The 14,775-nt window shown below is 49.5% G+C and carries 15 protein-coding genes; all 15 read left to right on the top strand.

Annotation, left to right across the window (positions count from 1 at the left end; translation table 11 throughout):
- Positions 1–3 precede the first annotated feature (3 nt).
- Complete coding sequence (gene purT / locus P8P30_05265) at positions 4–1,185, top strand: formate-dependent phosphoribosylglycinamide formyltransferase (protein ID MDG1286959.1); 1,182 nt, start codon at positions 4–6, stop codon at positions 1,183–1,185.
- A gap of 11 nt (positions 1,186–1,196) precedes the next feature.
- Positions 1,197–2,309 carry a tryptophan 2,3-dioxygenase family protein gene (locus P8P30_05270; GenBank protein MDG1286960.1) on the top strand — a complete coding sequence of 371 codons (1,113 nt, stop codon included), beginning with the start codon at positions 1,197–1,199 and terminating at the stop codon, positions 2,307–2,309.
- Positions 2,310–3,089, top strand: a complete 780-nt coding sequence (locus P8P30_05275; protein ID MDG1286961.1) for an SDR family oxidoreductase — start codon at positions 2,310–2,312, stop codon at positions 3,087–3,089.
- A 3-nt stretch (positions 3,090–3,092) separates the two neighbouring features.
- Positions 3,093–4,532 (top strand): aldehyde dehydrogenase, encoded by a 1,440-nt coding sequence (locus P8P30_05280; protein ID MDG1286962.1) that lies wholly within the window; start codon positions 3,093–3,095, stop codon positions 4,530–4,532.
- A 19-nt stretch (positions 4,533–4,551) separates the two neighbouring features.
- Positions 4,552–4,977 carry a RidA family protein gene (locus tag P8P30_05285; GenBank protein MDG1286963.1) on the top strand — a complete coding sequence of 142 codons (426 nt, stop codon included), beginning with the start codon at positions 4,552–4,554 and terminating at the stop codon, positions 4,975–4,977.
- Between the two features lie 3 nt (positions 4,978–4,980).
- Positions 4,981–5,499: a 3-hydroxyanthranilate 3,4-dioxygenase gene (locus tag P8P30_05290; protein ID MDG1286964.1), complete on the top strand. Its 519-nt coding sequence runs from the start codon at positions 4,981–4,983 to the stop codon at positions 5,497–5,499.
- Positions 5,499–6,722, top strand: coding sequence for an amidohydrolase family protein (locus P8P30_05295; GenBank protein MDG1286965.1), 1,224 nt, complete (start codon positions 5,499–5,501; stop codon positions 6,720–6,722). Before P8P30_05290 ends, P8P30_05295 begins: the two co-directional genes overlap by 1 nt.
- Entirely contained in the window at positions 6,719–7,549 is an 831-nt protein-coding gene (locus P8P30_05300) for a cyclase family protein (GenBank protein MDG1286966.1), read from the top strand. The genes P8P30_05295 and P8P30_05300 overlap by 4 nt, the downstream gene beginning before the upstream one ends.
- Positions 7,542–8,819: a kynureninase gene (kynU, locus tag P8P30_05305; protein ID MDG1286967.1), complete on the top strand. Its 1,278-nt coding sequence runs from the start codon at positions 7,542–7,544 to the stop codon at positions 8,817–8,819. Before P8P30_05300 ends, kynU begins: the two co-directional genes overlap by 8 nt.
- The gene (locus P8P30_05310) at positions 8,816–10,171 is read left to right on the top strand and encodes an NAD(P)/FAD-dependent oxidoreductase (protein ID MDG1286968.1); all 1,356 of its coding nucleotides are present in this window, start codon (positions 8,816–8,818) and stop codon (positions 10,169–10,171) included. Before kynU ends, P8P30_05310 begins: the two co-directional genes overlap by 4 nt.
- 4 nt (positions 10,172–10,175) lie before the next feature.
- A complete protein-coding gene (locus P8P30_05315; GenBank protein ID MDG1286969.1) occupies positions 10,176–10,487 on the top strand; it encodes a DUF485 domain-containing protein in 312 nt (103 codons plus the stop codon).
- A 2-nt stretch (positions 10,488–10,489) separates the two neighbouring features.
- Entirely contained in the window at positions 10,490–12,061 is a 1,572-nt protein-coding gene (locus P8P30_05320) for a cation acetate symporter (protein MDG1286970.1), read from the top strand.
- Positions 12,062–12,119: 58 nt separating this feature from the next.
- Positions 12,120–12,497 (top strand): hypothetical protein, encoded by a 378-nt coding sequence (locus tag P8P30_05325; GenBank protein ID MDG1286971.1) that lies wholly within the window; start codon positions 12,120–12,122, stop codon positions 12,495–12,497.
- A 157-nt stretch (positions 12,498–12,654) separates the two neighbouring features.
- A complete protein-coding gene (locus P8P30_05330; GenBank protein ID MDG1286972.1) occupies positions 12,655–13,344 on the top strand; it encodes a TVP38/TMEM64 family protein in 690 nt (229 codons plus the stop codon).
- Positions 13,344–14,768 carry an FAD-dependent oxidoreductase gene (locus P8P30_05335; protein MDG1286973.1) on the top strand — a complete coding sequence of 475 codons (1,425 nt, stop codon included), beginning with the start codon at positions 13,344–13,346 and terminating at the stop codon, positions 14,766–14,768. Before P8P30_05330 ends, P8P30_05335 begins: the two co-directional genes overlap by 1 nt.
- Positions 14,769–14,775 lie beyond the last annotated feature (7 nt).

The following is a 14,775-nucleotide window of genomic DNA, read 5'->3' on the forward strand; positions in this document are numbered from 1 at the left end:
AGAATGGTTTCGATTGGAACTCCGCTATCGCTCACTGCGAAAAAAGTGCTGCTTTGCGGCTCTGGAGAGTTAGGCAAAGAAGTCGCGTTAGAACTTCAGGCGATGGGCGTAGAAGTGATCGCGCTTGATCGTTATGAGAACGCGCCCGCGATGCAAGTGGCGCATCGAAGTCACGTGCTTTCGATGCTGGATGGTGCCGAACTTCGCCGCATCATTGAACTCGAAAACCCTGATTTGATTGTGCCGGAAATTGAGGCGATTGCGACCGATACATTGGCTGAGTTGGAGGGTGAAGGCTATCAAGTCATCCCAACCGCGCGTGCAACGCAACTTACCATGAACCGCGAAGGAATTCGCCGTTTGGCCGCAGAAGAACTAGGTCTCAAAACCTCACCTTATCAATTTGTGAGTAATGAGGTCGATTTTAAAGCGGCGGTGCAAGAGATTGGCATTCCTTGTGTCATCAAGCCAGTGATGAGCTCCTCTGGCAAAGGCCAGAGCGTCATCCGCGATGCAACTTCCATCCAAAAAGCATGGGATTATGCGAGCGAAGGTGCGCGTGGTGGCGCAGGTACGGTGATTATCGAAGGCTTCGTGCCGTTCGATTACGAAATTACACTCCTCACCGTTCGCCATAAAGACGGAACGAGCTTTTGCGCCCCCATCGGTCACGCCCAAGAGGATGGCGACTATCGCGAAAGCTGGCAACCACAGGCTATGTCAGTCGAAGCATTGGAAGAAGCAGAGCGTATCGCCGGTGCCGTCACTGCTGGTCTCGGCGGACAAGGTGTGTTTGGCGTAGAGCTGTTCGTGCAAGGCGATGATGTGTATTTTAATGAAGTGTCACCGCGCCCGCATGATACGGGGCTGGTAACGCTTATGTCGCAGAACCTCTCTGAATTCGCACTGCATGTGCGTGCGATTTTAGACCTACCAATTCCCGAAATCCGTCAAATGGGCCCCTCCGCTTCCAGCGTGATTCTGGTGGAAGGCGAGTCGCAGCAGCTAAGCTTTAGCAGTCTTGATATAGCACTGGCGCAGCCGGACACGATGCTGCGCCTCTTTGGCAAACCTGAAGTGAAAGGTCGTCGTCGTATGGGCGTGGCGATCGCACAAGCTGAAACCATCGAGCAAGCGCGAGCGAAAGCGAATGCTTGCGCACAAGCAGTTGGCACAGAGCTTTAATTGCGATATAAATTAGCCATCAAAAAGGCAGGAACGATATGAGCAAAAAACCCGCATGGGATCAATATGGTAGCTACTTGCATGTCGATAAAATACTAGGCGCGCAGCACCCGCAAAGCACCGCTGCCGGAAATGAAGTGCATGATGAAATGCTTTTCATCCAATTTCATCAGATCTATGAGTTGTGGTTTAAGCAAATTCTTTTCGAGCTGGATGATGTTCAAGGCCGTTTCGCCGCTGAGAAAATGAATGAATCCGATATGCAGCCCATCGCGATGTATTTGGACCGTGTCGTCAAAATCTTGACACAAATGGAAAGCATGATTGATGTGTTGGAGACGATGCCATCACAGTCTTTCACCGATTTCCGCGAATATCTCAGCACTGCCTCTGGGTTCCAGAGCCTGCAATTCCGCCTCATCGAGACTCGCTTAGGGTTGCTTCGTAAAGACCGTATTCCTGTTTTTCACGGAGAATTTGATTCGGATTTATTAAAGCAAAGCCAAGCCGCGATTGCGAAAGCGGAAAGTTCTCCAAGCCTCTATGATCAACTTGATAGCTGGCTGAGCCGTACGCCATTTGTTGATTTGGGTGGCTATAACTTCTGGGATGATTACCGCGATGCGGTTTACACCATGCTTGATGATAAAGCCAAGCAAGCCGAACAGAATTTAGAAGGTGATGGTTTAGAGAATGAATTAAAAGCGCTCGAGCGTAGCCGTCAAAAATTTGAAGGTATTTTCGATGCAGAGAAAAATGAAAAGAGCGAATGGCGCATGTCATATAAGGCGCTCCAAGCCGCGCTTTTCGTTACGATTTACCGTGAGCAACCGGTGCTACAAGCGCCATTCGGGCTGTTAAAACATATTATGGATGTCGATGAACTACTTGCTCGCTGGCGTTTCCGTCATGCCTTAATGGTGCAACGTATGGTCGGTATGGGCATGGGAACGGGGGGCTCATCAGGCTATGAATATTTGCTACGCACCGTGGCTGAGCATCGTATCTTTACTGATATATTTGCGCTGAATGCGTATTTAATTCCATCGAAATCACTGCCGGAGCTTCCGGCGGAAATTAGTCAACAAATGCATTACCATTATCATGCAACGGGAGCGAAATAAATGACTCAGAACTTAAGTGGAAAACGTGCCATCGTCTGCGGTGCCAGCAAAGGCATTGGCCGCGCGACTGCCATTGAACTCGCCAGCCAAGGCGCGAGCGTCACCCTGCTTGCTCGTAACGAAGCGGCCCTTGAGGCGGTGAAAACCAGCCTCGCAGGGGGAGGCCATCATGTGCTCGTGGCGGATGCCGCTGACACGGCTGGTTTGACTGCAAAGGTCAGCGCGCATGTGGCGCAACATGGTCCTATCCATATTCTGGTCAATAATAGCGGCGGGCCTGCGGCAGGGCCAGTCAATCAAGCCACGTCTGAACAGCTTCTGGGTGCCTTCACGCAGCATTTACTGGGTAATCATGCGATGATGCAAGCGGTGCTTGAGGGCATGAAAGCAGAAGGCTATGGCCGTATTATCAATGTGATTTCAACCTCGGTCAAAATGCCGCTTAAGGGGTTGGGTGTTTCCAACACGATCCGTGGTGCGGTGGCCAATTGGGCGAAAACGCTGGCGGGTGAAGTGGGAGGTTTCGGCATTACGGTCAATAACGTATTGCCCGGTGCAACCGATACCGATCGTCTTGCTGAGATATTTGAAGGCAAGGCCGCTAAGCTCGGCAAAACCGTTGAGCAAGTGGTCGAATCTGAAAAAGCGATTATCCCTGCCGGTCGTTTTGGCGCGCCTGAAGAATTGGCGTCTGCCGTTGCTTTCTTGGCGAGCCCTGCGGCGGCTTATATTAACGGTATTAATGTGCCAGTTGATGGCGGGCGCACGGGCTGTCTTTAAGCGATGACTCGAATCCTCAACTTCATTAATGGTGAACTGGTTGCTCCGGTAGCGGGTGAGTTTATGGAGAATGTGGAGCCTGCGACGGGGCAGATTTACGGTCAAATTTCAAACTCAAATGTGGCGGATGTTCAGGCGGCGGTCGATGCTGCTAAAGCCGCATGGCCAGGCTGGAAGCAAACAACGCCGCAGATGCGTGCTGTAATGCTCAATAGGTTAGCCGATTTGATGGAAGCTAAACAGGATGATTTCATCCGTGCGGAATCCATTGATAATGGCAAACCCGTATCGCTAGCAGGTAGGGTCGATGTGCCGCGCGGTATTGCCAATCTACGTGCCTTTGCCGGGGCCGCATTAGAGTTTGGTGGTGAGCGGTTTGAAAAGGAAACTTCCAGCAGTTATACGCTACGCCCACCCATTGGCATTGTCTCGGTTATCTCACCGTGGAATTTGCCTCTGCTCCTCTTTACATGGAAATTAGCACCGGCTTTAGCGGCAGGAAATTGCGTGATTGCCAAGCCTTCGGAAGTCACGCCGATGACGGCCTTTATGCTTTCCCAATTGCTCAATGATGCGGGTTTTCCTAAAGGTGTCGTCAATATCCTGCATGGTCGTGGTGCAAGTGTGGGGGCGGCCATTACCGATCATCCCGATATTCGCGCCATCTCCTTCACAGGGGGCACAGAGACGGGAACGATCATTTATTCTGGCGCGGCAAAGCAGCTTAAAAAAGTGTCATTAGAGCTGGGCGGTAAAAACCCTGCTATTATTTTTGAAGATGCGGATTGGGAGAATATGCTTGATGGTGTGCGCATGGCGGCTTTTGCCAATCAAGGGCAAGTCTGCTTATGTGGTTCCCGTATTCTGGTGCAAAAGTCGGTTTATGAGAGATTCAAAACGGATTTCCTTGCTAAGATTTCAGAGATTAAAATTGGTGATCCGTTAGAAGTCGGAACCACCCATGGCGCGACCGTTTCGCGTGATCATATGGAAAAGGTTCTGGGTTATATTGATCTTGCCAAACAAGAAGGTGGAACGGTTCTGGCCGGTGGAAAACAGCGCATTGTGGAAGGCCGTTGTGTTGACGGGTTCTTTATTGAACCGACGGTAATAGAAGGCCTGCCTGCGACTTGTCGTACTAATCAGGAAGAGATTTTCGGTCCGGTTGTCACGCTCATGCCGTTTGAAACGGAAGAAGAAGCATTGGAGATCGCCAATAGTACTGAATACGGCCTCGCCGCCTCTGTCTGGACGGGCGATGACGCGAAAGCCAGTCGTATGGCCCAGGGGATGGTTTGCGGTATTGTCTGGCTGAATTGCTGGAACTTGCGTGATTTGGATACGCCCTTCGGCGGCATGAAAAAATCCGGTATCGGCCGCGAAGGGAAATGGCGTGCACTGCAATTCTTCACCGAAGAAAAAACGGTGACACGCCCTGTATAAACGTTAAAAAGGATAAGACATGTCAAACCAAGTTGTTCATAATTCAAGCACTGCGCCGGAGCCTGTTGGCGCTTATCCGCATGCGCGTCGTGTGGGCGAATTATTGTTTCTATCCGGTGTAGGGCCGCGCCAAAAAGGTACAAAAGTCATTCCTGGTGTCACGTTGGACGAAAGTGGAAAGATTGTCGATTATGATATTGAAGCACAATGCCGCAGCGTGTTTAATAATGTGCGCGATATTTTGGAATCCTCTGGTGCGAAGTGGGAAGATTTGGTCGATGTGACCGTGTTTCTCACCAATATGGATGATGATTTCAAAGCGTATAATGCGCTATGGAAAGAATATTTCGGCGAGAACCCGCCATGCCGTACGACTCTTGAGATTAACAAACTGCCAACGCCCATCGCTATTGAGCTAAAATGCGTTGCAGTGATGAAGGATTAAGCCATGAGCTACTTGCCACCCATCAACCTTCAAGCGTGGATTGAAGAGCATCGCGACCAGTTAAAACCGCCTGTTTGCAATAAGATGGTGTATGAGGTAGGTGATTTTATCATTATGGTTATTGGCGGTCCTAACACTCGCAAAGATTACCATGACGATCCTGGCGAGGAGTTCTTCTATCAGTTAGAAGGCGATATGATCTTGCGCGTGATGGAAGACGGAAAGCCGAAAGATGTGACCATCAAGCAAGGTGAAATATTCTTGCTTCCGCCGCATATTCATCACTCGCCGCAGCGCTTTGAGAATACCGTTGGCCTCGTGATCGAGCGTAAGCGTTTTGAGGGCGAACTTGATGGTTTCGCCTGGTATTGTGATGAGTGTCACAGCAAGATTCACGAAGAATTTGTGCCGCTCAAAAGCATTGTCGATGATTTACCTCCTTTGTTTGATCGTTTTTGGAATAGCGAAGAAAATCGTACTTGTGGCGAGTGTAATCACATCATGCCGCCTAAAGGATCTTGATGAATTATCCGTATCAACCGACTGAGAAATGGGATGTGCATACGCATACGACCCTCTCGCCGGATACGTATGAGAAGCTTGCGCGCTTTACGCATTATAGCGAGTTCGTGCGTATTCAGGCGCATGCCAGCAAGCCATGCTGCGCTAGTATGATTAATAACACCGGCGATACGATGCGTGAGATTGAGGCGAATGCCTATGAAGCCGCCGTGCGCGTTGATGAATGCGATGTTTTTGGCGTCTCGGTTCAGGTGCTTTCACCGACGCCGATGATGATTCCTGATTATGTCGATAACGGGCAAGATGCGGCAGAGATTTGCAGAATCCTCAATGATGATAATGCGGCGACGGTCGCGAAATTCCCGAAACGTTTTGTCGCACTCGGCGCGCTGCCGATGCGTGCACCAGAGCTTGCCATAAAAGAGATGCGCCGTATTCGTGACGAGCTCGGCATGCCGGGTGTGGAAATCCTCTCCAACATTAATGGCGAGGAGCTGGACGATCCAAAATTCTTTGCCATCTTTGAGGCGGCGGCCGAGTTGGGTATGGCGATTTTCATCCACCCATGGGGTGGGTTTATGTCACCGACGGAACCGAAACTCAAAGCCCGTATGCATGCCTCGCGTAACTGGCGACCATGGCTGATTGCGATGGGAATGGAAACCGCACTTGCGTTTGATGCGATGCGTAGTGGCGGTGTGCATGAGCGTTTGCCGCATTTACGCGTGCTCTATGCGCATGGCGGCGGGGTGTTCCCCAGTTTGTTAGGGCGCTTGGAGCATGGTGCCTATTGCCGCCCTGATCTCTTCACGCAGGCTTCTAATCAGAACCCGTATGATGCGGTGCGTGATTGTCAAATTTACACCGATACGCTCACCCATAATCCATGGGTGTTAGAGCTGCTTATCCATACGCTTGGTGCAAGCTGGATCGCCATGGGTTCTGACTATCCCTACCCGCTAGGCGAGGTCGAACCGTTTAATGCCGATAGCCTAAAAGATGCCAAAGGTAATAGCTGTCCCTATCCACAAGCGAAGGGCATTTATCCCGGTCATATGATCGAGCACCTCCCATCGACCGATGCAGATAGAGAAGCCGCGTGGAGTCATTTCCATTGGCTGGCCCGCGATAATGCTGATGGCATGCGTCGTTTGCCATTGTTAACGGGCGAACAAAAACAACGGATGCTGTCTGGCACGGCAAAAGAGTGGTTAGGGCTATGAAATTAAATCTCGAAATTGCAGGCGAAAGCTTCACCGCGAATCTGAATAATCCATTAGATATTACTATCCCCGTGAAATTCGATGGGGCAGGGCTAACCGCTTTCGGCGCGCCCGCAGCCAGCGGTGTGGCTTATGCTGCAGGTGATTATATTGGTGATGTGCGGGCGGGCGGAAGTTGTAACTGTGAGGTGCTCACCTTCGCGCCGCATTTGCATGGCACCCATACGGAATGTGTCGGTCATATTTCCAATGCGCGAATATCAGTCGCAGATGTCTTTAAAGGCGGCTTGGTGCCGGCGAGTTTGGTGACGATTGCTCCCGTTTCTCCCAACGATACAGATGAAACTTACAGTGTAGAGCTTGCGGCCGATGATAGGTTAATTACTGCGGAGAGCTTGAAAGAAACCCTCATTGCTGACGCTCCTCGCAATGACGGTTTCTTAAAAGCATTAATCATTCGTACCACCCCCAACGCACTCGCCAAACAAAGCGGCGATTATGCTTGCGATATGCCGCCCTTCTTCACGCTCGAAGCAATGGGTCTCATTGTTGAACTCGGCGTGCAGCATGTCTTGATTGATACACCTTCGGTTGACCGACTGGATGATGACGGAAAACTCACCAATCACCATATCTATTGGGGTATCCCAGAAGGCAGCCACGCGGTAGATGCCGCTAATCCTTCACCCAAAACTATCACCGAACTTATCTATGTGGTGGATGCGATTAAAGACGGAAACTATTTGCTCGATTTGCAAGTCGCAGCCTTTATGATGGACGCGGCACCCAGCCACCCAATTCTCTATGAGGTAACTAAAAATGACTGACTATCGCACCGATAAAGCCTTTGCCGTTGAGCTGGATGCACAGGATCCACTCAAAAACTATCGTGATGAATTCTATATTGCGCAGGCGCATGGCAAGGAGTCGATTTACTTTTGCGGCAACTCGCTCGGCCTGCAACCCAAGCGTACTGAAAGTGCCATTATGCAAGAGCTGAAAGATTGGCAGAAGCTCGGCGTAGAAGGGCACATGCATGCGAAAAATCCATGGCTGCCCTACCATGAGTTTTTGGCGGAAAGCTATGCTAAGATCGTCGGGGCAAAGCCATCCGAAGTAGTGGCGATGAACACGCTCAGTGTGAACCTGCATTTGATGATGGTGTCATTTTATCGCCCCACGGCGCAGCGTCATAAAATTGTGATTGAAAATAACGCCTTCCCGTCCGATCAATATGCCGTACAATCTCAAATTAGCTTCCATGGTTTTGATCCAGAAACTTCGTTAATTGAAATGCAGCCACGAGATGGCCAAACAACCTTACAGACGCAAGATATTCTGGATTTAATAGAACGTGAAGGCGACAGTATCGCGCTCATTATGGTGGGTGGCGTAAATTATTATACAGGCCAACTTTTCGATATGGCGGCGATTACCAAAGCCGGTCATGCAAAAGGTGCTCAAGTCGGTTTCGATCTTGCCCATGCGGCGGGGAATGTGCCACTCAAATTGCATGAGTGGGGTGTCGATTTTGCGTGCTGGTGTAGTTATAAATATCTGAATTCTGGCCCCGGTAGTGTGTCAGGTTGTTTTGTGCATGAACGTCATGCGCAAGCCGACCTTCCACGTTTTAACGGCTGGTGGGGGCATGATAAAGAAACTCGTTTTAAGATGGGTCCGAACTTTAAAGCCATCGGTGGCGCAGAAAGCTGGCAGCTCTCGAACCCGCCGATTTTATCGCTTGCCGCAGTCAAAGCCTCACTCGAAATTTTCGATGAAGTGGGAATGGATAAATTACGCAAAAAGAGCTTAAAAATAACCGGTTATATGGAGTTCCTACTTGATAGCTTGAAGTGTGATGCTTTCGATATTCTAACCCCTCGCGATACGAATCAGCGCGGTGCACAGCTTTCCATCGTTGTGAACGAAAATGGCAAAAAGGTGTTTGAAGCGCTCGAAGCGGCCGGCGTGATTTGCGATTGGCGCGAACCGAATTGCATTCGCGTAGCACCGATGCCGCTCTATAATAGCTACGCTGATGTGTATCGTTTTGTTGAAATATTTGCGCAGGAATTAAATATAAAGGTGGCCGCATGAGTCAGGAAATTCATGTTGTAGGTGGCGGCTTGGTTGGTTCGCTTGCTGCCGTCATGTTAGGCAATGAAGGCTTTCAAGTTAAGCTCTATGAGCGCCGCCCTGATATGCGTAAGGTGGATATTGCCGCCGGTCGTTCGATCAATTTGGTGCTGACATCACGTGGGATACAAGCGTTGGAACGTGTAGGTTTAAAAGAGAAAGCGATGGAACTTGCGATTCCAGTCAGTGCGCGGATGCTGCATGATGTGGAAGGCCAGACCAATCGAGTACCTTACGGTCAGCATGAGGGCGAGGTGATTAATTCCGTCTCACGTGGCTTGCTCAATAAGCTGCTACTAGAAGCAGCAGATGCGCACGATAATGTTGAGGTGCTGTTCCATCGCACCTGTACCGATTATGATATTAAAGCGAAAACGCTGACTTTTCATAATGATCAGACAAATGCGTCTGAAACCGTGCCGGTGGAACGAGCCATGGGCACGGACGGTGCCTTCTCGGCCATGCGCAAGGCGATGTTGAATCAGGTAGTTAATTTTGATTATTCGCAAAATTTCCTAAGCCATGGCTATAAAGAACTCGTCATTGCTGCTAATGTGGATGGTAGCCATCCGATCGACCCTAATGCTCTGCATATCTGGCCGCGCAAAGATTTTATGTTTATGGCGCTAGCGAATCTGGATGGTAGCTTCACCTGCACTCTCTATATGGCGCATGAGGGTGAGAATAGCTTTGATAGTTTGAAGACGGAGCAAGAGGTTGAAGGTTTCTTTCAGCAATATTTCCCCGATGCTTTACGAATGATGCCGGATTTAAAGCAGGAGTATTTTGAGAATCATGCAGGCTCAATGGTGACGGTGAAGTGTTTCCCATGGAGAGTTGGCGAGCAGTCGATTTTGCTAGGAGATTCGTCTCATGCGATCGTCCCCTTTTTCGGGCAAGGGATGAATTCAGGCTTTGAAGATTGCTTTGAGTTGGGACGCTTGTTGGATAAGCATGGCAGTCACCTTGATTGGGATGCACTATTTGACGAGCTGCAATATATTCGAAAACCCAATACCGATGCCATTGCGGATATGGCACTTGAGAACTTTGTGGAGATGTCTGAGACAACGGCGGATCCAAAATTCCAGCTCAAAAAAGAAATTGGATTCGAGCTTGAGAAGCGTTACGAAGGCAAATTCATCCCGCGCTATTCGATGGTGGTGTTTCATCCAGAAATTTCCTATTCGGAGGCTCAGCACCGTGGTGCGATTCAGTTCGAAATTCTTGAGGAGTTGAGTGACGGTATTGAAAGCGTCGAGCAAGTCGATTGGGCTAAAGCCGCTCGATTGATAGTGAAGTTGGAAGTCTGATTCGATGGTTGATTACGATTATAAATCGATTGCAAAAATGCCGGAATATCAAGCATTGCTTGCGAAGCGGCGTAGGCTGGTTTGGCCGCTGCTTTTTTTGACCGTGATCGTCTATTTTGCCTTTATTTTAACGATTGCTTTCGCGCCGGAATCACTCAGTGCCTCGGTGGGGCAGGGTGTTATCTCTTTAGGCATCTATGCGGGTTTTGGGATGATCCTACTGACCTTTATGATCACCGGTTATTATGTGTATCTTGCGAACCAGCGCCTTGAGCCGTTGGTGGAAGAAATTCAAAAAAAGTTGAGTGAGCAATAATCATGCATGAGTTGAACGAGACCGCCATCATCATGTTCGTACTATTTGTCGGAGCGACGTTAGGCATCACTTATTGGGCCGCGCGCCGGACTAAAACCGCCGCCTCTTTCTATACCGCTGGTGGAGGCATTACTGGCTTCCAGAACGGCTTGGCCATTTCGGGAGACTTTATGTCTGCTGCTTCTTTTCTGGGGATTTCGGCGTTGGTATTTGCGTCGGGTTTTGATGGTTTAATCTATTCTATCGGCTTCCTGATTGGTTGGCCGATTGTGTTGCTTCTTATCGCCGAATCCTTGCGTAATTTGGGCCGCTATACGTTTGCAGATGTGGCTTCCTATCGTTTGAAACAAGCACCTATTCGTGTGCTGTCAGCCTGTGGGTCGCTGATCACCGTATTGCTCTACCTCATCGCACAAGTAGTGGGGGCAGGGAAACTAATCGAGTTGTTATTCGGGTTACCGTACCTTTCGGCGGTGGTCATCGTCGGCACGTTGATGATCCTTTATGTCACGTTCGGCGGGATGCTGGCGACCACTTGGGTGCAGATTATCAAGGCTGTTTTGCTGCTATTTGGTGCGTCTCTCATCGCTTTCCTCGTATTGCAGCAATTTAATTTTGATCTCCAGCTTTTCTTTGCCAAAGCGGTGGAGGTGCATCCAGATGGGTTATCTATTATGCAGCCCGGCGGGTTAGTGTCGGATCCCATCTCCGCGATCTCCTTAGGGTTAGCTTTGATGTTCGGAACAGCCGGTTTGCCGCATATCCTGATGCGTTTTTTTACGGTTAAGGATGCCACACAAGCGCGTCGTTCGGTATTTTATGCGACTGGATTTATCGGGTATTTCTACCTTCTTACCTTCATTATCGGATTTGGCGCAATTGTGCTTGTGGGTACGGATTCTGCCTATCTTACCGCAGAAGGCGGTTTGATTGGCGGCAATAATATGGCGGCGATCCATCTGGCCGAGGCGGTGGGGGGTAACATCCTACTGGGCTTCATCTCTGCCGTAGCTTTCGCAACGATTTTGGCCGTGGTGGCGGGGCTTACACTCGCAGGAGCCTCGGCAATCTCGCATGATCTTTACGCTAATGTGTTCAGAAAAGGCGACGCCGATGAAGCGAAGGAGATGCGGGTTTCTAAAGTTGCGACGCTTTGTTTAGGAATGGCGGCGATTGGTTTGGGCATTTTATTTAAAGAGCAAAACATCGCCTTTATGGTGGGGCTGGCCTTTGCCATTGCGGCGAGCGCGAACTTCCCGGTTCTGTTGCTCTCCATGTATTGGAAGAAGCTGACCACACGCGGAGCGCTCATCGGAGGCGCCGCAGGTTTACTCGTTGCCATCGGGCTGGTGGTGCTTAGCCCTGTGGTGTGGGTCGCGGTATTCGGTTTTGAGGAAGCAATCTTCCCGTATAAATACCCGGCTTTATTTTCTATGAGTGCGGCCTTTGTCGGTATTTGGTTATTCTCTATTACGGATAAGTCAGCGCAAGCTACGCTTGACCGTGAGAAATTTGAGGCACAATATATCCGTGCGCAAACCGGTATCGGTATTTCCCAAGCGGCGAAGCATTAGGCGCTTTAGTATATTCTAGGTTGTAATGTTTTGCAGTTAGCGTAGGAATAACGCCGTAATGATTCTCTCCCCTACATTTAACTCGATTGCGGCGGCCTTTGTTTATGGCGGCTGGGCGGCCTATGCGAATTCTGAGCATGCGACAGATGTTTGGCTGCGTGCAGGGCTCGTGCAAGCGGCCACCTCTTTCACAGTGACGCTCGTGATTACCCTTTTCGCACGTTGGGTCTTCTTGCGCTCTGGCGGCGGGCGGCGTGGAGTAGCTATCGGTTATGTTTGCAGCTTTTGTTCGGTCACACTCTTTAGCTACGGCGCACATTATATTTCAGGCACGCCTGATATTTGGCAGACGATCACTCCTTCGATGATCATTGGCAGCGCCTATCTGGTGAGTTATCTCTTGGCGCTGAAAGCCAACTTGAAGCGCGAAGTCTGAACTCTATATTCTTGTAAGTTGAGGTTTAAGGTTGGCCAAGCTGATTCAACTTAGTTTGATTTTTCTGCGGGCCTAGTGTTACCTTATAGCAAAGAAACTCATTCCTTTGAGTGGCTTTCTCTGTAATGCTTTCTCTTTTGGGAGCGAATGAATAAGCATGACGAGACAAAAATTATTGAAACTTTTAATGGTATTGCTGATCGCTGCGGCGATAGCTGCTTTCTTTGTGTTTGACCTTCAGCTGTATTTTACGTTGGACAATATTAAAGCTCAGCGTGAAGGCTGGAAGCTATTCTACGCTGAGAATAGAGCGTTCACCCTTGCGCTTTTTGGTGGAGTTTATGTCATGGTGACGGCACTTTCCTTGCCAGCTGCGACCATTCTTACGCTACTTGCGGGCGCTTTATTCGGCTTTGTGAGCGGGTTGATTATGGTCAGCTTCGCCAGCTCTATCGGTGCGACGTTAGCTTTTCTGATGGCGCGATTTCTTTTGCGAGATTCGATTCAGGCGAAATACGGCCAGCACATGACGAAGATTAATGAGGGGTTCGAAAAAGAGGGTGCCTTTTACCTCTTTGCGCTGCGCTTGGTGCCAGTAGTGCCGTTCTTTGTGATTAACGTACTTATGGCGTTGTTGCCGATAAAGACCTCTACCTTCTATTGGGTCAGTCAATTAGGGATGCTCGCGGGGACGGTCGCCTATGTTTACGCTGGCACGGAGCTTGGTAAAGTGACGAGCCTCTCCGATATCGCCTCGCCAAGTTTAATCGCCGCTTTTGTTGCTTTGGGGTTATTCCCTTTGATTGCGAAAAAGGCACTCAATTTTTTACGAAAGAAAAAAATCTGATGTCTAAATATGATTATAACCTCATCGCGATTGGGGGTGGTTCTGCTGGGTTAGTTTCCTCCTATATCGCCGCAGCAGTGAAGGCAAAAGTAGCATTGATTGAACGTCACAAAATGGGCGGTGATTGCCTTAATACGGGGTGTGTGCCGAGTAAAGCGCTATTGCGTTCCGCCAAGATGCTTTCTTATGCCAAACGTGCGCAGGAGTTCGGTTTTAAAAGTACAAAGGTCGAGTTTGACTTTGCCGATGTAATGCAGCGCGTACAGGATGTGGTGAAGGCGATCGAGCCGCATGATTCTATTGAGCGCTATACGAAATTAGGTGTCGATTGCTATACAGGAGAGGCGAAGATTTTTGATCCACACACGGTCGAAATTAATGGTGAGAAAATCACTGCGCGTGCGATTATCGTGGCGACGGGTGCGCGTCCTCTCGTGCCACCAATTCCGGGCTTAAAGGATATCGACTATCTCACTAGCGACACTTTATGGGATTTGAAAGAACTTCCCAAACGCCTCGCCGTGCTTGGCGGCGGGCCTATCGGTGCGGAGATGGCGCAAGCATTCGCACGTTTGGGCTCACAAGTCACGATGATTGAAATGGCATCACAGATCTTGATTCGTGAGGATGAGGAGGTGATTGAACTCGCTGTCGATAAATTTGAGAAAGATGGCATTACCCTCCTCACTAGCCATAAAGCCAAGGCATTCGAAAAAGGTAAAGTCATCTGCGAGCATGAAGGTAAAGAGGTGGAGGTTAAGTTTGATCAAGTCATCATTGCGCTTGGTCGTGCCGCTAATATCTCTGATTTTGGTTTGGAAGAATTAGGCGTTAAATTGCGTGAGAATCGAACGGTGGAGGCCAACCCGTTTTTACAAACGAACATCCCGAGTATCTATGTGTGTGGCGATGTGACGGGGCCTTATCAATTCACCCATACGGCGGCGCATCAGGCGTGGTATGCGAGCGTTAATGCGCTGTTTGCACCCTTTAAAAAGTTCAAAGTTGATTATAGCGTGATCCCTTGGGCGACTTTTACCGATCCTGAAGTTGCGCGTGTGGGGCTGAACGAGAAAGATGCGAAAGCGCAAAATATTCCTTACGAAGTCACGACCTACGGTATTGACGATTTGGATCGTGCCATTGCGGATTCGGAAGCGCATGGTTTTGTCAAAGTGTTGACGAAACCGGGTAAAGATAAGATTCTCGGTGTGACGATTGTTGGTACGCATGCAGGTGATTTGATCGCTGAATATGTGATGGCAATGAAGCACGGTCTCGGTATGAATAAGATTCTCGGCACCATCCATATTTATCCGACTTTAGCGGAGGCGAATAAGTTTGCCGCCGGTGAATGGAAGAAAGCGCATGCGCCGCAATGGGCGCTTAACTTGGTGGGGAAATTCCATCGCTGGCGCCGATAAGGCATAA

Source organism: Rickettsiales bacterium, assembly GCA_029252805.1.
Taxonomy (GTDB): Bacteria; Pseudomonadota; Alphaproteobacteria; order Rickettsiales; family JALZUV01; genus JALZUV01.